17 protein-coding genes and 1 pseudogene are annotated in these 22,839 nt (G+C 49.2%); 11 read left to right on the forward strand and 7 right to left on the reverse strand.

Annotated features, from left to right (window positions below; translation table 11 throughout):
* Positions 1–526: 526 nt before the first annotated feature.
* A complete protein-coding gene (locus KDM89_RS16085) occupies positions 527–1,873 on the reverse strand; it encodes a replication initiation protein (RefSeq protein WP_212688936.1) in 1,347 nt (448 codons plus the stop codon).
* Between the two features lie 2,404 nt (positions 1,874–4,277).
* Here KDM89_RS16085 and KDM89_RS16090 point away from each other — a divergent pair.
* The 7 genes and pseudogenes from KDM89_RS16090 to KDM89_RS16120 all read left to right on the forward strand — a co-directional run bounded on the left by KDM89_RS16090 (position 4,278) and on the right by KDM89_RS16120 (position 8,782).
* Positions 4,278–4,466: a hypothetical protein gene (locus tag KDM89_RS16090; RefSeq protein WP_212688937.1), complete on the forward strand. Its 189-nt coding sequence runs from the start codon at positions 4,278–4,280 to the stop codon at positions 4,464–4,466.
* Positions 4,467–4,560: 94 nt separating this feature from the next.
* Entirely contained in the window at positions 4,561–4,953 is a 393-nt protein-coding gene (locus KDM89_RS16095) for an ASCH domain-containing protein (protein ID WP_329604682.1), read from the forward strand.
* Between the two features lie 281 nt (positions 4,954–5,234).
* A complete protein-coding gene (locus KDM89_RS16100; RefSeq protein WP_212688938.1) occupies positions 5,235–5,723 on the forward strand; it encodes a hypothetical protein in 489 nt (162 codons plus the stop codon).
* A gap of 405 nt (positions 5,724–6,128) precedes the next feature.
* Positions 6,129–6,596 carry a hypothetical protein gene (locus KDM89_RS16105; RefSeq protein ID WP_212688939.1) on the forward strand — a complete coding sequence of 156 codons (468 nt, stop codon included), beginning with the start codon at positions 6,129–6,131 and terminating at the stop codon, positions 6,594–6,596.
* Between the two features lie 317 nt (positions 6,597–6,913).
* Entirely contained in the window at positions 6,914–7,318 is a 405-nt protein-coding gene (locus KDM89_RS16110; RefSeq protein ID WP_212688940.1) for a hypothetical protein, read from the forward strand.
* Between the two features lie 456 nt (positions 7,319–7,774).
* Positions 7,775–7,996: pseudogene (locus KDM89_RS16115) on the forward strand (integrase core domain-containing protein); the annotation flags it as partial.
* A gap of 132 nt (positions 7,997–8,128) precedes the next feature.
* Entirely contained in the window at positions 8,129–8,782 is a 654-nt protein-coding gene (locus KDM89_RS16120; protein WP_212688941.1) for a hypothetical protein, read from the forward strand.
* 806 nt (positions 8,783–9,588) lie between these two features.
* Here KDM89_RS16120 and KDM89_RS16125 read toward each other — a convergent pair.
* A complete protein-coding gene (locus KDM89_RS16125; protein WP_212688942.1) occupies positions 9,589–11,370 on the reverse strand; it encodes a heparinase II/III domain-containing protein in 1,782 nt (593 codons plus the stop codon).
* A gap of 972 nt (positions 11,371–12,342) precedes the next feature.
* On the opposite strand from KDM89_RS16125, the gene KDM89_RS16130 reads away from it, so the two are divergent.
* Together KDM89_RS16130 and KDM89_RS16135 are read left to right on the forward strand one after the other, a co-directional pair.
* Positions 12,343–12,525, forward strand: a complete 183-nt coding sequence (locus tag KDM89_RS16130) for a hypothetical protein (protein WP_212688943.1) — start codon at positions 12,343–12,345, stop codon at positions 12,523–12,525.
* A gap of 408 nt (positions 12,526–12,933) precedes the next feature.
* The gene (locus KDM89_RS16135; protein WP_230427912.1) at positions 12,934–14,037 is read left to right on the forward strand and encodes an acyltransferase family protein; all 1,104 of its coding nucleotides are present in this window, start codon (positions 12,934–12,936) and stop codon (positions 14,035–14,037) included.
* A gap of 226 nt (positions 14,038–14,263) precedes the next feature.
* On the opposite strand, the gene KDM89_RS16140 is transcribed toward KDM89_RS16135, so the two are convergent.
* The 3 genes from KDM89_RS16140 to KDM89_RS16150 form a co-directional block, all read right to left on the reverse strand.
* Positions 14,264–14,722 carry a hypothetical protein gene (locus KDM89_RS16140; RefSeq protein WP_212688945.1) on the reverse strand — a complete coding sequence of 153 codons (459 nt, stop codon included), beginning with the start codon at positions 14,720–14,722 and terminating at the stop codon, positions 14,264–14,266.
* 251 nt (positions 14,723–14,973) lie between these two features.
* Complete coding sequence (locus KDM89_RS16145) at positions 14,974–17,097, reverse strand: ATP-binding protein (protein WP_212688946.1); 2,124 nt, start codon at positions 17,095–17,097, stop codon at positions 14,974–14,976.
* 288 nt (positions 17,098–17,385) lie between these two features.
* Positions 17,386–17,940 (reverse strand): acyl-CoA thioesterase, encoded by a 555-nt coding sequence (locus KDM89_RS16150; RefSeq protein WP_212688947.1) that lies wholly within the window; start codon positions 17,938–17,940, stop codon positions 17,386–17,388.
* A gap of 102 nt (positions 17,941–18,042) precedes the next feature.
* Here KDM89_RS16150 and KDM89_RS16155 point away from each other — a divergent pair, with 102 nt between their 5' ends.
* Positions 18,043–18,633, forward strand: coding sequence for a TetR/AcrR family transcriptional regulator (locus KDM89_RS16155; protein WP_212688948.1), 591 nt, complete (start codon positions 18,043–18,045; stop codon positions 18,631–18,633).
* A 276-nt stretch (positions 18,634–18,909) separates the two neighbouring features.
* On the opposite strand, the gene KDM89_RS16160 is transcribed toward KDM89_RS16155, so the two are convergent.
* Positions 18,910–19,077, reverse strand: a complete 168-nt coding sequence (locus tag KDM89_RS16160) for a hypothetical protein (RefSeq protein ID WP_212688949.1) — start codon at positions 19,075–19,077, stop codon at positions 18,910–18,912.
* A 201-nt stretch (positions 19,078–19,278) separates the two neighbouring features.
* On the opposite strand from KDM89_RS16160, the gene KDM89_RS16165 reads away from it, so the two are divergent.
* A complete protein-coding gene (locus KDM89_RS16165) occupies positions 19,279–20,673 on the forward strand; it encodes an aminotransferase-like domain-containing protein (protein ID WP_212688950.1) in 1,395 nt (464 codons plus the stop codon).
* Positions 20,674–20,706: 33 nt separating this feature from the next.
* Here KDM89_RS16165 and KDM89_RS16170 read toward each other — a convergent pair whose 3' ends face one another.
* Positions 20,707–22,404 (reverse strand): M28 family peptidase, encoded by a 1,698-nt coding sequence (locus KDM89_RS16170; RefSeq protein ID WP_212688951.1) that lies wholly within the window; start codon positions 22,402–22,404, stop codon positions 20,707–20,709.
* Positions 22,405–22,839: the final 435 nt, after the last annotated feature.

Raw genomic sequence — 22,839 nt, forward strand, 5'->3', positions numbered from 1 at the left:
AGGTTTGAGCCAGCACTTTTACTTTATCGGAAATTGCCTTCGTCCTTCTTCACCTGGAACGTATTTATTACTTTCTACTGATGTTGTGTTCAACGATCCCAATATTTACTTGCAAGGAAAATTTGTACAGCCCAAATAGAGTTCGACCGTTTCAATGTTGAGCAAGCTTTTGCATGTATTCTCTATGCTCGCTGAGACTCGCTTTTCCGCTAAAAAATAACCACCCTCTTTTTCAGATATTTATTGTGAAATAATTCTTCCATGTGATCATCTGCAAGAGTATAGCGATGAAGGAATTTTTGCGATTCAGGTAAAAATTAAAGAGGATGAAAATCATATGAAGAAGTGACCTCCTTCTCAGGCAAACCGTTTAGCATTTCAACGCTTAATAGCTTAAATGGTCGAACAAGTCATTGTACGAAGCACTGAATCATTCATCGTATCCAGCGATCATGGCGACACATATTGCGACGAAAAAAAAAGCACCTGTTTTTATCAGGTGCTTTTTCATTTCAAATAAGAATTATTATTTTTTAATTTTCATTGTGAATTCAATGATTTCTTCAGGAGTAGGATCACCCCAGGTCGTTTTTGCCAGCCATTGGTAAAACGGAATCATATGACGATGATGTCGTTCTCCAATCTCAGCCGGAATTTGTTGTTCCGCGTGTTCTGTCAGCGCATTGTATTGTGCGATTTTTTGTTCCTGATCTGTCAGCAACATTTCACCGAACATACGGATCGCATCATCGGTTCTGACTTTCTGGAACTCTGCCAGCACATCAGAAACTTTCATCGCACCATTTCCGCTGTTCTGATTCTGGGATTTTTGTTTTGTAAATCCTGCGTAGTCCTGTTCACAGGCTTTCAGCAAGTAAGCTCCCAGATTCTTAATTGAATCCTGGCTCTGATCATTCATGCGGCTGATGGTGTACTGAATGTTTGCCTGAATCAGTGCCAGATCATAAAAATTAGTAAGCTTTTTCTTGTAGTAATTAGAGATATCTAATTTTTGCAATTGATCATTGATGTCTTTCAACGTTGGGCCGACATCCACGACTTCCTTATTCTCGCCCTCTTTCGAATTGAACTTCGGTTTTTCCGTGATCTTGAACTGCAATTCTTTCACCCTGCGAGAACCGTCTTTATTTTCAATCAGTTCCAGCATGATGTCGGTGACTTCGTTAATTTCTTTGATCGCAGGCAGCAACTTATCGCGCTTGAACAGCTTGTATTCCTGCAGGTAGCTTTTCTTATCAACTTCGCCGTAAATGATCCAGCGCCACAATTCCCACGGATCGCAATTGGTTCGTTTCGACGGATTTGTTTTGTAGCGACTTACCCAGTCGTACAACTTCACGGATTCATCCCGTTTCAACAAGCGTTGAATACCGAGATTCAGATGGTGAAAAATTTCAGAGTTGAACAGCATCGGTTCGATGTGCTCAACAAACGAATAATGCACATATTCATTGTCCACAACCAAAAAAGGCAGCAAAACACAGGACGCCCATGCGTTGTTACCGTCCTGACCCAGAATATCCCAGGTGGCTTTCAAATCTTGCATTTTAATCAATGCTTCTTTGAAATGCTTACGGTTCGTGGACTTGTAACCCATCTTGTCCATCAGCTCCAGCCTGTTGATTCTGAACGTGCGCGGTTTTTTTGTTTCACCGGCTTTGATTGTCAGGTTGTAAGCGTCGTTTTGCTCTTTTGCATGCTTTAACAGCGTGTTCCAAGCTTTGACCTGTTGCCCCGTCATGATGCCGTTAGCAATCAGTATTTGCGTGGCCTGAACCGGCTTTTTGTAGATTTCGGTATTTTCGATGTTGCTGAATAAATTCAGGCTGTACTGGTCGGTTCGGGAAGACATAGAAACTTGAAGGTGAGAATTTTCTGAAATGTTCTCACCCTGATCGCACAGCGTCAAGCCGGAATTTTTGAATCTATTGCTGAATAAGTCCTTAGTTGTTAACAGTTAAGTAAACGGTTAACCATAGTTAACTTACGTTAAGGCTGCGTAAACCCAGTATTCATGCGGGTTTTCAAAGGATTTGGTGAGTCGGGGGAATAGCAAGGTGAGGTTAACGAATATTCCGGGGTTGTGGATGGAATAGGGGCGGTGAGTTTTTTGAATAGGACGGGGTTGTGGACAGAATAGCGCATGTGCAAAGGGTGAGTTTACGGAATATCGGCTGTGAATAAGTCCTGAGATGGGCCGGAACATGCTTTTTCGACAGGTTCGCATGTGAAAAACCTCTGTTTTCTTCGTAAAAACACGATGGCACTGCTTTTGTTCGGTGTGATTTTCGAATAGGTTTTGAAAAATTTCTGGCCATCTTCGCGTGATTTTTTTCAAAGGTGAGAAGTTTTAATAGCATCGAAGCCATGAAAGTCCGGTTTGGCGGTCGTTTTTTAAGTCAGGCACCGATGACCGCCTGTGGAAATTTTCAAAGGTGAGATTTTTTAATAGCTAAAGATCAAACTGACTCACCTTTGTAAAAAATGCTGATATAACGCGCGTTTCAATGAGAGTGAATACAAACAAACTTATTTTTTTGAGTTTGTGGAAAACAAGGTTTTTTATCCAAAGGTGAGAACTTTTGATAGCCGTTTTTAAATTTCGTTTCGAAAAGTGGTCTTTGAAAACGGCCTGAATCAGGGTGTTTCAGCAGAAGTAAGCACCAACATTTCATTAATGGTGAGTTTTTTGAATGATCTTATTTGAAAAAGACTCTATGGTGAGATTTTTGAATAGCCTGATTTCAAAAAAGTCTTCTGAGAACCTGTAAGGTGATAACTTTGAATAGCTTATTTGAATGCTTTTTTCGAGAGGTGAGAAGTTGGAATAGTTGTTAAACGGTCCTGTTGAAAAATGTGAAAAGTTCCTTGTCTCGAAATTTGGTTGAAAGGTGAGAAAAATGGATAGGTTTTTTCAAAAAAACGGTCAATTTTTCAAAAAGGTGAATGTTCGGAATAGGTAAGGAAGGCATCAACCTTGGGTTTTGATGAAAATATGATTGTTAATTGCGTTTTCGTATCTCCTGTGAACATCCTCGAAGTTATTGAGTCCATGTTCAGGGTTTATCAGAGACAAAGAATGAATTCTGTTCGCCTGATCATAGTCGGTTTACGAATGACCCGTCACTCAAATTGCGTCAGACGCGGTTTAAGCGATTTAAGCCTTAAACACATCTTTCACCCGCAAAATCGAATTAATCGTCTCTGAGACGGTTTACGTGCGGTTAATGGCTGTTTCTGCCGCTAAAGCACAACCAACCCTGCAATTTGTATGAAAAAGCCGTTCCGGACATCTGACTACGCCCCGCTGACGTGCTTTGCGACATCAGCGATGCCATCATTCAGGTCACGAACCTAAGCAAAAGCACCTTACTTGCACAGAGTAGCAAGTGAGAAGCACTGTCCGCGAATATCACGCCCCACCGCGCCACTCGGAAGCCGAACGGCCTTTGAAAAAACAGTGGCTGGACGACGGGGTGTGACAAATCCCTCACCTTTGAAAAAACGCGCCAATCAGAATTCTGCAAAGTAAGCACACGCTCTCATTTTGATTCATGAATAACAAGCCTTTCTATCCGGAATCGGCGAGACTGATCTGTGCGAGGGCTGAAGGCGGTGAAATTTGCAATCGGTCAGCAGCGAAAAAACAGAGAGTGAAGCAATGTCCGCAATGCTTTTTGCTTTCATTTGCGACCACGCGAATCAGAGGCGTACCGGAGCAAGGATCACAGTGAAATCCGCAAGAACAGTAAAAAGACTCTGCAACCGGAAAAAATGCCTCAAATGCGGTGTTCAGCACAGCAATCTGGCTGTCGTCGGCAGAAAGTCTGGCTATCCGCGAAAGGCAAATGCGGAAACAGGCATAAAGCGATGCTGGCAGGCGTGGGGTTACCAGAACAGCCCGAACCACAGCCCTACCCAACAACACCGGAACGCGTAAGCCCGCAGGGCGCATTGCAATGCGCCGACTCGGAATGACACCGGGTTTAGGTAAAAACCTAAAACGGGGTGAGTTCTCGCCCGAGAATGATCTGTCGACTTACAGCTACGTGTTCCTCGAAACAAATTTACGGAATTTTACCAATCTCTCATACGACCAACCCGTCCATGCGGCGCATTACAATGCGCCCTACATGTGATTACGCCTTACGGCCTTATGAAAAATATGGCGAATTTGAAGTCTACAAACTGTGTGGATTAAAGTTAGTTATGTTGAAGCCCCAGCAGTTTGTACCACCGAGGACAAGGATTTGTATTTGTTCGACAAATGGGCTGCTGACCAGGATCCGGCATTCAAAGCGTTCTTCTACCGGACGATTTTGCCCGAGTTCAAATCGCGGGGGAAGTGCATTGTCGTCATCAGTCATGACGAACATTATTTCGACATCGCGGACGGGACGCTGGTCATGCACGAGGGCCAGCTGCTGGAGCACGGCATCAGCTAGAGGCAGTCCTTGATCGACCAATACGTAACGAAGAGCAAACGAGCGCCGAGCATGGCGAACAGCCTGACACGGTCAATAATCTGAGGAGAAAAGGGTGAGCAGAAGAAAACGCCTGACGTTCTGGGGAGCCGATGAGAACGACGACAGTCTTCCGCGTAGCGTGATCGAAGGCCGCAAGACGGTCACTGCCGATACGATCGAGGAGTATTACAAGCCGTATGGCGAATACGGCGACGGGAGCTACGCGCCCGGCGACATCATCGAAGTCTACGACTTGAGGCAGCGGCTGCGCTGCATCATCAAGGCCACCAAGGTGTACGTGATCCGGTTCGGCGACATACCCGAAGAGGTCTGGCGGGGCGAAACATTTGCCAGCGCCGAAGAATTCAGGGAGTGCCATGTGCGTTGCCTGCCGCACCTCGACTTGCATGAAGACTTCGAATTCGTCACGCTTCATTTCGAACTGGTCGAGGTCATCGCGCCATGACTGACGCCCTGTGTCTGTAAGGCCGTAAGGCGTAGCCTGAAGGCGCATTGCAATGCGCCGACTCGGAATGACACCGGGTTTAGGCAAAAAACGTAAAACGGGGTGAGCTCTCGCCCGAGAATGATCTGTCGACTTGTAGCTACGTGTTCCTCGAAACAAATTAACGGAAATTTACCAATCTCTCCTACGACCAACCCATCCATGCGGCGCATTACAATGCGCCCTACATGTGATTACGCCTTCCGGCCTTAGCAACTTTGTACCTAAGGAGATGCCATAAGATGGCTTACGATCTGGATTCTGTCATTAAATTAATTGTTTTACGATACGCTTTAATACCTAAGCAGTTACTTGCTTTTGAATATGGTTATTCAAAAGACGCTAAAGAATTTGATGATTTGTTTGTAGCTGGAGCAAGTGAAGTGGCGAGGGCAATACGTACATTTCTTACATTTTTGGAGGAGCGTAAAGTAAGTACGACGTATTCTGATAAAACAAATGCCATTATTGCTTTTTCCGAAACGCTTCCATTTATGGACTTGCAATTTTCAAGTTTAGAGTTTGATCCATTCGAAGATTTTCTATCGCAAGAAGTTGATGAATATCTTGACGGTAAACATGTTCCAAAGTTTTTTGATCCGGAAATTGATGATTGCTCGATTTTTTATGTCGAAAATCCTGAGTATTATTACGCTTGGTATAACGAGATTCCAGATAAATCATTGAAAAATTTATTGACTATGTATGCAGATCTATTTTTATGCACCTAAACGCGGCAAGGTGTAAGGAGTTTGTAAGGCGCAATGGGTATCAACTATTCCACCAATCCAAGGCCGTAAGGCGTAGCCTGTAGGGCGCATTGCAATGCGCCAACCCGGAATGATACCGGGTTTAGGTAAAAACCTAGAACGGGGTGAGTTCATGCCAGAAAATGATCTGTCGGCTTACAGCTACGTGTTCCTCGAAACAAATTTACGGAAATTTACCAATCTCTTATACGACCAACCCGTCCATGCGGCGCATTACAATGCGCCCTACAGGCTACGCCTTACGGCTTTTCTTATTTATTAATATTCTTTACAACCAGACTTGCGAGGTAAGAAATGAGTCAGCTTAGAAATGGGTTCGTACTGGCGACGTTATTGACATGTAGTGCCAGCACTTACGCAGCGCAGGTGGAGAAAACCCTGATTGAACAGGAAAGAAGCAGCATGATCAGAGCAGAAGATAAGGGTATGGTGTCGATCGTATTTAAGATTTATAAATTCTATGAGGGATATCGTCTGTATGATCCATCGGAGCAATATCAATATGGTGGATTAATGCCGCTGGACTTTGCAACCAACGCGCTACTCTGGGAGTTGACGAACATGTTTGAAGAGAGGGATAAGCAGAGTCACTTTGATAAGTCGACGGCTATGTTCTGTGACTGTTCGGGGGAATTGGTAGAGCAATATGGCAGAGTACATTTCAAGATATACAAGGCACGATTTTATTGGGCTCCCGCGCTAGATGAACATGGAAATTATCGTAAGCCATTACCCCTGCCTTGGGAACGTTATCCCAAGCGGGTTTATCCAGGCGCACCGGTTTACACCTTGCCGGACGATCTCCGGCCGCCTTCAGAAATCAAGGGGCAATAAAGGCGTACGTACTCCGCAGGGCGCATTGCATGCGCCGATTGGGAACAGCCCTGAGTTTTGGAAAAATACGTAAAACGGGGTGAGTTCTCGCCCGAGAATGATCTGTCGGCTTGCTGCTACGTGTTTCTCGAAACAAGTTAACGGAAATTTACCAATCTCATATTCGACCAACCCGTCCATGCGGCGCATTACAATGCGCCCTACATGTGATTACGCCTTACGGCTTTATACGTTCGGTCAACTTCCATCGGACGATGCAATGATTCAGTCTGAAATTATGCGCAAGCAATGGGCTAGGATTTATGGTGGAAACTAAAATGAAAAAAGATAATTCGACTCATGAATTCGAAAAGGCTCTTCAGCTATTTTTGGACAGTTTCCTGGGAGTTAACCCAAAGGAAACTTGGCCCACCTGGTTTAGAACGTCCACTACCTATGGCGGGCATAAAGATAGTGAAGGAATTTGGAGATTTTCTTTTACCGGCATACCGTCATCAGTGCTTGGGGTGGGGGAGTCTTGGGAAGAAAAGAATGATGGGTATATTCTCGTAAAGACCGATCCTGAGACTAAGGAGCGGAGCTACGTTATTTCCAATACGCCAAGTGAAGTTATTGTTTTCTTTGAGGCTATTATTGATCTCAACTCTGGAAAGGTCTCAGTTGTCTCCAGTAAGAATATCTCCGAGATTGATGGCCGGGATTTGCTCCCTTTGAGGAAGTAGAAGCCTTCGATTTATGGTCATGCCAAAAGCCGCCCCGTTGATTCGGAGACGGCTTTTTACCGCCCACGCCGTTCTACCCCGTTCTATGCCTATTCGCGGTGGTCTGGTGGTAATCATCCCGAAAATTAACAGACGCAAAAAGTAGAATTTTCTCGTACCATCAACGCAGGAGATTCTTCATGAAAACATCAAAATTCAGTGACAGCCAGATACTGGCTATCTTAAAAGGCCGTAAGGCGTAGCCTGTAGGGCGCATTGCGATGCGCCGACCCGGAATGACACCGGGTTTAGGTAAAAACCTAGAACGGGGTGAGTTCATGCCCGAAAATGATCTGTCCGCTTACAGCTACGTGTTCCTCGAAACAAATTTACGGAAATTTACCAATCTCATATTCGACCAACCCGTCCATGCGCCGCATTACAATGCGCCCTACATGTGATTACGCCTTACGGCCTTATGACAATGCCTTAGCGGAGACGATCAATGGTTTATACAAGAGAGAACTGATCAAAAAATGCGGGCCGTGGAAGACGCTGGAGGCAGTGGAGCTGGCGACGCTGGAATGGCTGTCGTGGTTCAATCATCATCGTTTAATGGAGTCGATAGGTCACATACCACCGGCGGAAGCGGAAATGAATTATTATCAACAACTTTCTGGTCAGGCCATACAGGCCTGACTCACACAAAAGAGCCTCTCAAAAAAACCGGAACTGCTCGTAATTGGATTGATAAAGCCAACAGATGCGTCCTTGGGGCCAATAGTTAATTTCTAAAAATCGCCCATTCATCAAAAATCTTGACAAATATCGATGAAAATTACCCCCCTTTTTGCTGCTCTTTCATTGTGTCTAGTCGGGTGTGGCAACAATGACTCCGCGCCAAATAACAAATCTGCTCAACCTGCAATCATTGCCACACCAGATCAGTCGGCGCAGCAGACTCATTCAAAAATTGTCGCAGCTATTAAGTTGAGCGATATGGATGTTCGCTACATCAAAGGTGAGCTGGATGAAGATAGCTTTGACCAGCTGATTCTGAAGGGAAATCCTGATATTGGACGCGTGAAGTATCAGCCACGCGCCAATGAAGATCGTGATGATATTGCGAACAGCAAGCGTGAGTTCAGGCGCGCCCTCTATTTCGCAAAAAAGATTCCGTTGGCTAACGGACAAACGATGTTTGATTGGCTGAAGTCATGTCCGTATAGCATGGGAGAGAACATGTATGCTTCGAGGGTTCCCGTGGCCACTGGAGCATATGAATCATTCGCGTCCAATCTATCGTTTATGGACGCAACCTATCATCCCATTCTGTCTATGAAGGGATATGGAAATAGAGACGATATTTCGCTTTCGTGGATCATTTATGAAGATGGAGCAGTAAAAGCCTTTACGTCGCGAGCCTTAGTTTATTTGAGTAACCCGAACTTCGAAACCGAATCTGCAACTGACTGTCGACAGTAAGGCAGTAAGGCAGTAAGGCGTAGCCTGTAGGGCGCGCATGCGCCGATTGGGAACAGCCCCGAGTTTTGGAAAAAAACGTAAAACGGGATCATTTCTGACCTATGTGCAAATATCGTCATCTCCGTTTTCCGCGAGCCTAGACTTTCTGCCGACGACCGCCGAAGTGCTGTGCTGAACACCGCATTTTGACGTTAAAACGGTAAATTAATGAGCGTGGGGCATTGCTTGCGCCGGACGTTGTTTCGATTCTTAAGAGCCCTGTGTTTTAACGGTTGGTTCAACTTCAGCGCCAGAGAGTATTGCAGCTGATGCCGGCGCGGCTGCCGATTCGGAGAAGCCGTCTGGCTGGCACCTGCAACCGGCTGTTTGTTTTTCGTTATTGCCACAGCGATTCTCCGGCCGCTCCGCCGTCTTTTATCTGCCCGAAAACCCCCGTTTTTGCCCTAAATGCGGACTTCAGCACAGCGATCCGGCGGTCGTCGGCAGAAAGTCTGGGCCTTGAAAGTGAGGTGATGACGAATATTGCATAACTGGAGCTGAGTAAAGCCGCGCAGATCCGTGAATTCCCCCGATGTTCATCAATTGTGTTTTGGGTTCAGAGCGGAAAATTCTGTTAGCAGGGCAGGGCGGCGCAGGTCACAGTCAGTAGCCCTGGAATCTGGCTGATCAAATGGTGCAGGATAGCCAGCTCAGGATGGCAAAAGGCGCAAGCATGTGCATACGCTGCCTCAGACGATGGCGGAGACGATTGTCACATCATCCGCATTCGACGGAAACAGACGCTCTGGAATGCGCAGTAACGGTTCTTAACTGCTGATCACCGGTTCAAACACCGTTTGCACGGCCCAGTCACCACGGTCTGTAATTTGCCCGAAGACCAGCAACTGGCGCGTTCCGGGATTTGGTGCGTCAAAATCGGCGCGCGGGGTGGAAATGTCCTGCATCTGCAGCGTGACCGGTGCTCCTTCAAAACGCAGCGTCATTTGTTTGCCTTGCTGCGTCAGCGTTGCGGTGTTGCCCTTGATGCTGACCGCTGCGCTGGTGCACATAGCCCAGCGTACTTGCGTACCGGGCTGGCCGCCCGACAGCTGATCTTCCAGCCGGATGCAGGTATCGCTGAAATACACCGTGCGGGTTGCGCGCGGGATGCCCAGCACGCTGCTCAGATCGATCTGTACGCGGCCATCTACGTCGCTTCGCAGGCTGGCCATGGCATTCACGCTGTGCGGCTGTGCGTTCAGCATCAGCGTGTTATGCGCTTCAGTTGATAACCTGAACACTTTCCAGCGCGGCGATTGCTGTTTGCCATTCCACAGGTCTATCCCTTTCGATTCCAAACTCTGGTAATCCTGCATGCCCAGATCCTTTGCCCAGCGCAAACCAGCCCAGTCCAGACAAAAACTGCCGGCGTCCATGTGGGCATGACTATGGGCTGCGCCGCCAGCCTTGATCGCGAACCACAACGCATTGCTATCCGTCCAGCTACTGCGCCAGAATGCCAGCGGTTGCGCGCCTTGCCCGGAAAAATGCGTTTCCATTGCGGTCCGCTGTTTGCTTTGCGTCGGCCACCACAGCGCGGACAGGGGCGCAAACCGGTCTGCAGAGCCATTTTTTTGACGAATCAGATCGCGTTTGGCATCCAGCAACACCGGTTGCTGCATTTCCCGCGCCATCCAGACCAGCGCCGCTGCCAGTTCCTGACCTTCGCCACCGTCAGCAAAATTGAAATGCTTGCCGGATGGCCCGACAGAGTGAGCGTAAAACAGTGCGCTGCGCATAAATCCTGCTGTACTGGCAATGCCCCAGTCACCAAGCCGGTGCTGACGCAGGGCTGCCAGCAACAGCACCGAATAGGTCGTGCCATAACTCCAGTAGCTTGGCCCTTCGGGATAGATGCCATCCGGCTGATAGGCTTTCAGGCCGGTCGGAATCGCGGCAATCGCTGGTGGTAACAAATCACGCAGCAGAGCGGGGTTATTGTTGGCCACCGCCAGCGCACCCAGCACCATGCCGGTAATGCACACCTGATTCCAGTTATTGTCCCGTTTATAGGTGGCGTGGCCGTTCTTCGCCTGCGCAATCCCTTTGTCAAAAATCGCCTGACAAATCAGATCACGCTGTTCCGGCGTCAGAAATTCATACAGCCAGTCATAAGTAATCGCCACGCCGGTCGTCATTTCTGCTACGTCCAGATAATGCGCAGGATTCCAGTCCGAAAACGCCGCAACTGCCTGCAGTTCGGCAAATGCGCGATCCGCATAGGTTTGTTCCCCCGTTAGACGCCAGGCGAATGCCCAGCCCAGACAGCGGCGTATCAGTTCGCGTGAGACACTGAGCAGACGTTTGCCGATCAGTTTTCGTTCCGGCAATGGCAGGCTCAGATCCTTTTTTGCACGCTCAAGTAACGACTGAACCAGTAAGTCCAGCTCCGCATCCGACGCTCGTCGTTGTGCCAGATCCTGCCATTCGCGTTCACTGATCAGCAAAGGAGTGCGTTTGCCGCCGGAGGACGTATTCGCCATCGCCGCCGGTAGTACGCCGGAGAGTAAAGGCAACAGCAGGATGGAAAACAGGTCGCGTCGTTTCATGGCACTCTTTCATCAGAATCTACACTGCGCAGCAGCATGCCTGAACATAAAGCGTTTGTCATGGCTGAAGGTGAGAAAAACGAATACCCTGAAAAAAATCTCAGATTTTCGGTTGCGGTCAGATACCGGAGATGAACTGGAGCAGCGCGCACCATGCACAAAGTTTGCCGTATCAGCATGTGTTTTTAACTTCTCATCGCGTGAATGCTTGTGCTTGTCCGGTGTTACCGGGTTGCTATTTGTATTCAACTGACAGTGCGGGCGCAGGTTTTTGATCAGGAAAGATGAAAAAAAGCAAAGATTTTCATCAGCACGCCATCCTTGCTCTCAATTAAATAATTAACCTCAATAAAATATAGTAACTTTTAAAAAAATCCTTATCTGTGTAGTGCTGCGGAGGCAGAAAGATTTTGTGATCAATCGAAAACGGAACGACATAAGTGCCTGAAATGTCGGAGTTTTTTATGGCGCTGATGTCGAAATTCACTTAACTTTGATTTTTGTTCAGCTAACTCTGAATTTTTTAAAATTTTCAAGAATTGATGGTCAATGGAGGCGAATCTGGCCATTTAGCTAAAGATGTTTGCTACGAGTATAGTTTTTCTGAAACTACCTTCTACCAATCGAATTCAAATACTTGGCTTGGAAGCTGCAGATATAAAGTGCCTGAAGGACTTAGAAGAAGAAAGCAACCAGCTCAAAGTGATGGTCGCAGACTTGTCACTGGAGAATCATACATTTCAGATGTGACAGGTCTAAAGCGCTGACACCTGACCCGAAACCGACAGCGTCAGTGACAACCGGTTAATTCCCCCTATTGAACGAAACCTCTGAAAATTCAAAGTTAACTGAATCATTTGTTTAATACTCAGTGATCTGAGAGAATGAGAATTATTGTTTAATAAAAGTTAACAGTTCGATTTTGGATAAAGACCGATATCCCATTCACAGTTGTACAACCAGGAGATAGCAATGACGAAGAAAGCTGAAAATTCAACCGATAAGTCGCAGGTAGCTGCTTTTACGTTGGACGTCGACCAGGAATCTGCCAATAGCGAGAGCAAGAAACAGGCGGATGGACAAGTCGATGACAAACCTCTTGCGCAGAGTGGCAGAAAAGGTGGATTGACCAGCGATGACACGGCGTTTGGCTAACAATAGAACCCTGGCCTGATCAGCTGCATGTCTGATTGAAATGCGTATGGAAGGCATCCATTCCGGACTGATTTTCCAGCGAAGGCCAGGCGCAGACGCTTCATCGTCTGGCCTTCGTCTGATGTACTCTGTTCCGATTATGAGTATCTGGCTTGGTACCAGTGGCGGAGCCTTTGAGGCTTGAAAATACAAAAATTCCAGACGGGCCGCCGCCATTGATCACAACTGAGCGGAACTGAGGTTTTGGCAAATGTTTCGCTAACTACGTGACGTCGTATGCGCTGGCTGTAGCCCACGCGCACAAAGCATTTATCTTGAGCCGGGGCTGAACGTGAAGCCGGTCAAATCTTTCAATACATAATGTCGATAAAGCAAATTGATTCGTCCACCCGCCTAGCAGGGTTGGATTTGTTGCGCGCGCTAGCTATTGCACTGGTGCTGATGTCTCACTACAACAGCTTTGTCAGGCATGCGCCGGGCTTTCGTGCCATCGGGAGCATAGGCTGGGCCGGTGTCGATTTATTTTTTGTGCTCAGTGGCTACCTGATCGGTCATCAGTTGCTGGCACCCGTGGCCCGCGGCGAGAGGCTCGATTTACGAAGCTTTTTCGCCAGACGTCTGCTGCGTACACTGCCAAATTACTACGCTGTTCTGGCGGTTTACTTACTGTTGCTGGATAGTTCGATTGCGGGCAACAACATGGCACCCGTCTGGCGTTTTCTGAGCTTCACCCAGAATTTCGTTCTGAATTACGGGGAAACGTTCACCCATTCATGGTCGCTTTGCATTGAGGAACAGTTTTATCTGGTATTGCCTTTGGCAGTGCTGGCTCTGGTCGGGCGTCAGCGTTCGCCACGCTGGCTTTGGTGTGCTTTGGCTGCTGCCATCGCGACCGGTATAACGGCGCGCGGCATGGCGTTTGTGGATGGTAAGGATATGTTTGCGGCGTCGGTGTATTACTCCAGTCTGGCGCGCTTCGATGAATTGTTGCCGGGTGTGGCGATTGCTTTGCTGAAGAATTTTCATCCTGTGGCGTTTGATCGTTTGCTTCGCTTCGGAAACACCTTGCTGGTTGCAGGCCTCACCGGTCTCGCCGCGGTGCTTTATGGTGTGTTGAACGAAGCACCAACAGCCTTTCTGGCATCGACTTTCGGCTTTTCGCTGGTTGCAGCCAGTTTCGCATTGCTGACTTGTGCGGCACTGAGTCCTTCGTCTTTGCTGAACCGGCTGCGCATTCCCGGCACGGCGAGTCTTGCGCTCTGGTCGTATGCGATCTATCTGACACACAAGCCGGTGTTTATGGCGCTGCGTCCTGAACTCGTGGAACGGGGTATCGATCCAAACGCAGCTTTAACGATAGTCACCGTCATGGCTGCCGGCATTTTTTCCGGCTGGTTACTCTATCGGTTAGTTGAGACGCCATTCATGCGATTGCGGGCACGTTTATATCCGGCGGGAAATGTAAAAGCACGTCAATCCGTTTCCCCAGTTGGTGGTGTAGTCAGCAAATAAAATCTTATTTTTTGCAGACTGACTTGTGAGCCTGATGAGCAGAACTGATTTCATCAGGCAAACATCAGACACCATCGGGAACGCAGTATGTAAAAAACTGGCGCATTACGCTGCGCCATCATTCCGTCTGGTCAGTAACCGCCAAATTTGTATCACCAGAAAAATTGGTATTCAATCTTTCAGCGGTGTGCAGCGGAAATTTCCGCGTACGTCATCGTTGAATAATTCACTTTTGCTGCATTGCCAGTAGTGCAGTTTCAAGACGATTAATGTCGGTGTCTGATGCATGGCGGGATTTAGCGCCTTCTATACCTGCACTCAGAATTTGCATATAGTTGAACCGCGTTTGGTTCTCGTCTGCTGAACCAAGCGTCATATCGTCAGTGCGGACACCGTTCAAAGTCAATCCGACAAAGACGGTGCTGTCATCTAAAGACATTTTTCCGCTTTTGATTTGATCGTTGACCCAGGTTTTCAACTCATGACGTGTCATGTTCGTGAAGTCCGCTTTACCAGACGTGTCTGCTGAAGAATTGTCGCGGGCGGCAAGTGCCTTTGCAGCATCCGAAATGCTTACCGTGTCAGCAGACTTTGCAACGGAGCCCGGTATTTCCTGTCGTTGAACAGTTGATTTGGCTGTGGTGCTATACAGTGACGCCGAACTTCCAAGTCCTTGTATGTTCATTTATTACTCCGTCATCATCAGAGATTAAAATCAGATATGGATGATGATATAAAATTAAAATGCTGATTGATCTCAGGATCAGTGCCTGAATTGCCGCTCAGTTTTCACTTTGTCAGTGTCGTCAGTGGTTCACGCATAAAGTGGATGACAGAATCAGCATCCGTAATGATGAATCAAAATGTTCAGGCTATTGTAGTTGTCAGCTACACGGTCAGCATGATTGATGTCTTCATCTGTCATAAGAAAACAAATTAAGGAAATAGTGCAGACTGTTCCGTGACACCGGAAATAGTGGGGTCGTGTATCCTTTCCAGTGAAAACCAGAAGCTTGCACCTTGCCCGGGTGTATCGAAAAAGCCGATGCTGCCACCCATCCGTTCGACCAGTTCTTTGGTGATTGCCAGACCGAGCCCGGTGCCGCCATAGCGACGGGTGGACGGATGTTCAGCCTGTGCAAATTTAAGAAAAACTTTATCGCGGAAAGACTGTGCAATACCTGTACCGTGGTCAATAACGGTAAATCGAACCTCATGCTCATCTGCCTGAATGTCCAGCTCCACGCCACTACCCGGATGAGAAAATTTCACCGCATTCGACAGCAGATTCGCCAGCACCTGCTGTATCCGTACAGGATCTGCGACCACGTACACGCCTTGCGCATCACCACGTATAGTGCAGGTAATCTGATGTGCCGCGGCATAACTGCTGATGCTTTCTAACGCGACGCGGATGACCTGCATCACACTCAGGGGCTGAAGATGCAGCCGCAGTTTGCCGGATTCCAGTTTCTCAATATCCAGCAAGTCATTAATCAATTCTTTCAGACGCAGACTGTTCTTTTCGGCGATCAGCAACATATCGCGGAATTCGTCCGGTACTTGTCCAACGGTATTTCTGTTCACCAGCGCTAATGAGCCGCAAATCGATGTCAGTGGTGTTCTCAGTTCATGACTGACGATGGAAACAAAGTCAGATTTCAGTTGTTCCGCCCGTCGCCGCTCAGAAATATCGATAAAGTTGACGACCAGATAGGCGGTATTTAAATGTTCGACAATCACCCGCGCCACAGTCAGCAAGACGGGAAAACTATCGAGATGGGCGCGCTTACACAGACATTCCGTACGCCAGACCTGATCCATTTCTGTCAGCGCCGGAAATCCCTCCTGTTTTTCCGGCACAAAGAATTGCTGCCATGGTTGATGCAGCCAGTCTTCTTCATCGAAGCCGGTCAGATGGGTGCAGGACTGGTTGATTTCTTCGATCAGTCCGTCGCCGTTCACCAGCAGAATGGCTTCGCCGCAGGATTCAAAGGCACTGGCGAGTAATTGAGTGCGTTGCTGCTGACGACGCAAATGACTGAGCGCCTGCCGTTCCCGTCGCTTACTCTGACCGATACCGCGTGACAGAATGACGGCAACTCCGGCAACCAGCAACACCACAACGCCGAGTAATAAGCTGCGTTTTCGCCATGATGCGAGAATTTCGTCTTCATGCAGCGCCACTGCGATATAGAACGGAAAATGACGCAGGCTGACGACGCCGAACACACGCGGTTCGCCGTCTGCCTGTGCTGCATGCCGTGAATTGAAATCCTGGTTACCTGCACTGATCTGAACAGCAATGGGATCTCCGGCGGGCAGCGGTGCATTTACCAGCGCCGGAATGTGGGGCCAGCGTACAACCATCTCCAGGTTATCGCTGCGGCGCACCGCGATAGAACCGCGCTGACCGACATTGATTTCGCGAAATTGGCGCTGCAGATTTTCCAGCGCAATCGAAATCATGACGATACCGAGAAAACGGTTTTGTTGATCGTAAATACCACGCGAAAAGACGATCACCTGGCGCTGAACAATTTTGCCGTCGATGACTTTGGAGATATATAAATGCGGATGCGGGTGTTGTAAGTGTTCCTGAAAATAGCTGCGATCCGCTAACACCAGAGACTGTTTTCCGTGCATGGCATCGCCATAGCGCAGCTTCCCGCTTGCATCCACAATCCATAAACCGGATACCTCGCTGAAGCCGTGTAAGTGATCTTTCAGCATGGTCACAATACCGTCGCTGCTATCGTTGTCAGGCGTATCTGTGAGCGCAGTAGCCGGAATTTGCCGGCCTACTGACAACAGAATCGCATCAATACGGTTCAGCGTGGCTTCCAGCCTTACCTGCAAAATGCGGGCATTATTCAGGGAGGCAGTTTCTGCGTTTCGCAGATCATCCTGCCTGTCCAGAACGACGGTGTAAGAGAGCAGGGCGATCAGGCTCAGAATGAGTATTGCAAATGGCAGCCACAGTTGCAGACTGGCGGCTCGCAAGCCATTGTCTGTCTTGTGTACGACGGTTGATTCGTTACCGGAAGGCTGGGCTGTCACCACGAATTCCTTTGCGATCAGACGTTGCGGATGCTTACCTTGTATGCGGTCGTAAACAGTGCGGCGGTTATCGCATTCTCTGCCGGTGACGGTGATGACGGCTGCGCCGCTGAATAATTCTCTTTATTACTTTAAGTTAAGGAGTTTTTGCTGGTATTGCAATGTAAAAAGGCAATTTTCTGTAAAGGAATGTCGCAGGAATGCGAACCGGATCAGGCCATCGTGTATCTCTGCCGGTCTGATCCGGGTGATGATAGTCATCGGGGGAAATGCTGGCTGTTTTGCGTATCAGCCAGCCAGTTGCGGTTGTTCCGCAGACCGTAAATCGGCACTCAGTGCATCGCAACTGGCAGACCACTGTGCCAGCCAGTGTGGCAAATCCGGTGAGGCAGCGGGTAAGCCCAGTGCTTCGATAAACACTTGCGGTTTCAGTACATCTCTGCCTGCGCGAAATACGCCGCGCATGATCACTGTACCCAGTACACGCCCTTCACGACGGAATTCATGTTTCATGAAGACCCATTTGTCATCCCAGCCCAGCATGCTGGTGTGGATCTCAAATTTCTGAAACAGCTTCAGTTCTTTGCGGAATTTACCCCAGTTATCACCAACGATAGGCAAGGCGCGGTAAGCCAGAGCTACCTTGTAAGCACCGCTGCGGAATAAATAATCGGTACGGGCGATATCCGCCATCGAAAAATACCGGCCATTAGTGACATGCCGGTTGATATCCAGATCCAGCGGCCATACGCGCATCGGGGTAACAATTGTCTCGCCCGGGCCGGCAATTCGGCGCCACGGTCGGCTCAGCAATAATCGGGTCAGGCGAAACCATAGGTTCATCAGTATCTCCGCAAAAAGTGCCGGTCGTTGCGCATAATGACGACGACCTGATTTTTATAACGACTGTTATAATAGCATGTCCCGTAACCAAAAGCGCATACCGTGACCAAAGAACAGAACAAAGCCCGCCTGACCGCCGCTGCCGCTGACCTGATCCGCAGACGCGGATTACAGGCAACCAGTGTTCGCGAACTTGCGAAGCATGCCGGTGCGCCGCTGGGTTCGGTCTATCATTATTATCCCGAAGGAAAGCAGCAATTCGTCAGCGAGGCTATAGAACTGGCCGGTTGCAAAATTGCTCAGCAACTGGAAACCTGTCTGGCGGACGGGCCGGAAGCCGGATTTCGTGCTTACTTCGCGCACTGGCGTCAATTGCTGACGGATACGGATTACAGCGCAGGTTGTCCGCTGGCAGCCATTTCACTGGATGCCAATGCGCGGCATGATGTACCGGCCGCTTTGCTGCAAACTGCGGAAGTGTTTTCCCGCCTGCAGGCGCAGATTGCGGCCAGCCTCCATGCTCATGGTGCTCAACTTGAACCGGCGCAAGCGCTGGCAATGGCGATTATTTCTGCAATCGAAGGCGCGATTCTGGTGTGTCGCGCACAACGTCAGCTGACGGCACTGGATGCGGCTGAAGAGATGGTGATGCGCTTATTGCAGTCCGTATTGCCAGCCGACACGAAGCCTTGAATACGCAAAGCGTCAGCGGCTGAACATGGCGAGCTGCACGGTTCAGACCCGTCAATTGTGCAGTTATCTGCATTTGAGATTTTCTGAGGCCCGGACTTTCTGCCGACGACCGCCAGATCGCTGTGCCAAAGTCCGCATTCAGGCCAAATTCGGGCCAGAATCCGGCTGAAACGTCTCAGTGATTGACCTGACTTCTCTGACGGAATCGCGCGGAAGTCAGATCCGCTTACTCAGGCAAGCCGGATGCAGGCAGAGGATCACTCACCTGCAGAACGTTTAAGGTGCGCCGGTATCCTTTTCCGCTTGCTCTTGTTTACGTTTTTGCTTTTCTTTTTTAGCTTTCTCTTCCTGTTCACGGTCGTAATGCCATTTGATGGCAAAGAACATGCCCGTGCCGAACACGATCAGCTTAAACGTCACTAAAAATACCGGTACCCATTCCATTTTCTACTCTTTTCTGTCTGTTACTGCGCGCTGCAGATGCAGTGCATGATGCGCTTAAATCGGGCTTTCTGCAGCAGCGATGCGTTGTATCGCTCTTTCCGCCCTTGCTTCCCGCCGTCGCTTTCCGTTGTGGCGCGGCGTGGTCGTGCAGCGGATTCCGGTGCATACTACCGAAAAACAAGATCCATACATCAAGACAAAATGTCCCAGTCAGAATCCATACAAGATACCTTGCCAGCATGGATGCCCGCCTTACAGAAGCAAGGCGGCCCGCGTTTTCTGCAAGTTGCGGACGCTTTACAGCAGGCAGTGGAATCCGGCGCGCTGAAGTCCGGCGATCGTTTGCCGCCGCAACGCTGGCTGGCAGCAAAACTGCAAGTCGATCTGACCACCATTACCCGCGCCTACGATGAAGCCCGCCGCCGTCATTTGCTGGAAGGACGCGGTGCGCGCGGTACCTATGTCGCCGCACCAAAAGCGGAACTGACGCCGGTTCTGGATCTCAGCATGAATACACCACCACCTCCTGCCGGTGTGGATGCGGATGCCTTGCTGAAGCAAGGTTTGGCCCAGGTATTAATGGGTGCTGACAATACTCTGCTGATGAATTACCACCTTGCCGGTGGCAGCGATGCGGATCGCGAAGCAGCAGCGCGCTGGCTGGCTCCCGCATTTGGACGGCTGGACAAGCAGCAACTGGTGGTTTGTCCGGGTGCGCAGGCTGCGATTGCCGCACTGATTCTGACACTGACCAAGCCGGGCGATGTGATTCTGGCAGAGTCTTTGTGTTATCCCGGTCTGCATACGGCAGCGCGGCAACTCGGTCGCCACGTGCTGGCAGTTGGGACAGATGAGCACGGAATGTTGCCGGAATTGTTGGAGCAAGCTTGCCAGCAATATCACGCTCCCTTGCTTTATCTGAATCCGACCTTACAGAATCCGACGGCACTCACTATGCCGGAAGTGCGTCGCAGTGCCATCGCCACTGTCATTCAGCAATACCGTCTGCGTGTCATTGAAGACGATCCCTACTGGTTACTGGCAGAGACAGCGCCACCGCCGTTCGCCACGCTGGTACCGGAGCAAGTCGCTTATATTTCAACGCTTTCAAAATGTCTGATGCCGGGACTGCGCGTTGCATTTGTACTGATTCGTGATGCAAACCAGCGTGAGCATTTTCTGTCTGCGCTGAGATCATTCGCTTTAATGACAGCACCGGTAATGGCTGCACTGACAACCCAATGGATACAGGATGGTTCTGCACAGCAAATACTGAAAGGGGTACGCAAGGAGGCACGGCTCCGCCACAACATGGCAAGCAATATTCTGGCCGGACACGATGCCGGTTGCCACGATGCCTTACACATCTGGCTGACATTGCCGGCGTACTGGGAAGCTGCACAGTTAGCGCGTGCAGCCGCAGCGGAAGGTATTTTCGTGACACCGGCAGAGGATTTCAGAACAGGAGATTCCGAAGTCAATGCGATTCGTCTTTCCCTCGGCAGTACGAAGGAAAGACAGCATTTACAGACTGGCCTGCAAAAACTTTCCCGTTTGCTGGCAAGTCCGCCGGATCATATAAAGAAAAATATTTAAAAATATTGGTATGACTGTGTCCTGAGCGGAATTTCACTGACGCGGAATTTTTCCGAATGCTTCGCCGGGATTCCATTCCGGCATTTTTTGCGCATTACCAACTTCCTGCCCCAGTCTCAGCGTGAACAGTGCCTGCTGCAGCATACCGCTCAGATCCCAGTCCGGATGATACACATCGCGTACGGTGTGGTAATCCTGTTTGAAGTCGCGCATTTTCTTCAGATAAGCATCCTGCGGTGCTTTATCAAAATCAAAATGCCCGTCACCGGAAAAAACGGCTGAGCCTACATTGAAGGCCGGAATACCGACACGTGCAAAATTGAAATGGTCAGCACGGAAGTACGCACCGCCTAAATCCGGTACCGACGGCGCAATACGCAGCTTCATAGTCTTCGCCACTTTGACTGCACTGTGATACAGACTGCTGCGTTCACTGCCTGCAACGCCGATATCTTTTGTGGCCGCAACAAAATTCATACTATCCAGATTCAGATCGGCAGCAGTTTTCGCCAGCGGCCACGGGGCTTGTTTCACATAGGTCGCACTGCCCAGTAAATATTGCTCTTCTGCCGCAGGCCACAGGAAAATCTGTGTGCGACGGGTTGGCTCCTTCACTGCCACGCGGGCCATTTCAATCAGTGCCGCGCTGCCGGAGGCATTATCGACTGCACCGTTCCAGATTTGCGTTTTTCCATTCGCATCGGTTTCGATACCGAGATGATCCCAGTGTGCTGAGTAAATTACTGCTTCCGATTTCAGTTTGGGATCTGTTCCCGGCACCATGCCCAGCACATTGTACTGGCGTACCTGACGCACCCGGTTATGTACCTCTGCCTGTGCTGTCACATTTAACGTAACGGGCTGAAAATCACGTCGTTCGGCTTGCTGACGTAACTGATCAAGATCCTGTCCGGCAGCGGCAAATAACTGCCGTGCGGTATCTTCCTGTATCCAGCCCTCCAGCGGATTTCCCATACCAGGTAAGCTGAATCGTTCGTGACTGAAACTTGTTTGCGGCACATTCCACGCATAAGCGGCAGAGGCGGTGGTGTGTATCAGCAAAACACCGGCCGCACCCTGACGTGCAGCTTCTTCAAATTTATATGTCCAGCGTCCGTAGTAAGTCAGCGCTGCACCGCCGAAGCGCTGTGGTTCTTCTGCCGTGGGTTGCGGGTCATTGACCATCATAATGAGCAGTTTGCCTTTTACATCGGCCTGTTTGAAATCATCCCAGTTTTCTTCCGGTGCACGAATTCCATATCCGACAAATACCACCGGCGCAGAAAAGCTCACATTCTGACGACCACCTGAAGAGCCGAGTACCACATCTTTCCCGAGTACCGGGTTTAATTGCTGGCCGCCCGATGAAAAGCGAATCTGGCTCTCAGCTAAGGTCTGGCTACCGATAATATCGACCGCCTGACGATAGCCCTGTACTTTGTTACCGGGCAAAACCTGCAGTCCAACCAGCGCAGCCTGCGTTTCCAGATAACGCACCGCCAGATCACCACCACGCTGACCGGTGCCGCGGCCTTCCAGCAAATCATCGGCAAGAAAAGATAAATGTGCACGCAAATTGCGCTCATTCAAAGATGTGCCGGCTTTTGCTTTTGACGTTATTGCCGATCCTTCTGCAATAGCCGGAGCGCATGTGCCGCCTATTAAGCTACCGAGCGTCAGCGCCAAAGTCGGCCATAGGGAAGAGAGTTTGGAAGTTTTTTGCGTAGTCATAAAATCTGTATGGTCAGACGAAATAAGTACTGAAATACGTTAGTACGGTTACAAGCGTCATATAGTCGTATATATATAGGCCGCCAATTGCAGGGACCACTATCCCTCATTAAGATCGGCTGTCAGTAGTCTTGGTGCTGTGCTAAAGGCTGCCATACGATAATGGATTTGTGCACATAACGCGAACGATCGCGACGATATCTAAAAAATATCCCGGCTACATATAGATATTCCATAGATGCGGTACAGAAATTTAGTCGCCAATAAAAAATCTGCGGGAAAGGGGCTTGCAAAACGCCGGGATGTCGGTCATAATCTCGCTTCTCTGCTGCTGACGAACACAACGCTTCGAAGCGATAGCAGAAAAGAATACAGTTCTTTAACAACCAACAGCCAATAAATGTGGGCACTTAATGAGAGCGAACCGGTTTTGCC

Origin of the sequence: Cognatundibacterium luofuense (assembly GCF_018139685.1) — a bacterium.
Lineage (GTDB): Bacteria > Pseudomonadota > Gammaproteobacteria > Burkholderiales > Burkholderiaceae_D > Undibacterium > Undibacterium luofuense.

What these genes read in the sequence shown, in the direction of transcription:
- KDM89_RS16085 (WP_212688936.1), bottom strand. Translation starts at nt 1,873, where the DNA reads ATGTCTTCCCGAACCGACCAGTACAGCCTGAATTTATTCAGCAACATC.
- KDM89_RS16100 (WP_212688938.1), top strand. Translation starts at nt 5,235, where the DNA reads ATGGCTTACGATCTGGATTCTGTCATTAAATTAATTGTTTTACGATAC.
- KDM89_RS16110 (WP_212688940.1), top strand. Translation starts at nt 6,914, where the DNA reads ATGAAAAAAGATAATTCGACTCATGAATTCGAAAAGGCTCTTCAGCTA.
- KDM89_RS16120 (WP_212688941.1), top strand. Translation starts at nt 8,129, where the DNA reads ATGAAAATTACCCCCCTTTTTGCTGCTCTTTCATTGTGTCTAGTCGGG.
- KDM89_RS16125 (WP_212688942.1), bottom strand. Translation starts at nt 11,370, where the DNA reads ATGAAACGACGCGACCTGTTTTCCATCCTGCTGTTGCCTTTACTCTCC.
- KDM89_RS16130 (WP_212688943.1), top strand. Translation starts at nt 12,343, where the DNA reads ATGACGAAGAAAGCTGAAAATTCAACCGATAAGTCGCAGGTAGCTGCT.
- KDM89_RS16140 (WP_212688945.1), bottom strand. Translation starts at nt 14,722, where the DNA reads ATGAACATACAAGGACTTGGAAGTTCGGCGTCACTGTATAGCACCACA.
- KDM89_RS16150 (WP_212688947.1), bottom strand. Translation starts at nt 17,940, where the DNA reads ATGAACCTATGGTTTCGCCTGACCCGATTATTGCTGAGCCGACCGTGG.
- KDM89_RS16160 (WP_212688949.1), bottom strand. Translation starts at nt 19,077, where the DNA reads ATGGAATGGGTACCGGTATTTTTAGTGACGTTTAAGCTGATCGTGTTC.
- KDM89_RS16165 (WP_212688950.1), top strand. Translation starts at nt 19,279, where the DNA reads ATGTCCCAGTCAGAATCCATACAAGATACCTTGCCAGCATGGATGCCC.
- KDM89_RS16170 (WP_212688951.1), bottom strand. Translation starts at nt 22,404, where the DNA reads ATGACTACGCAAAAAACTTCCAAACTCTCTTCCCTATGGCCGACTTTG.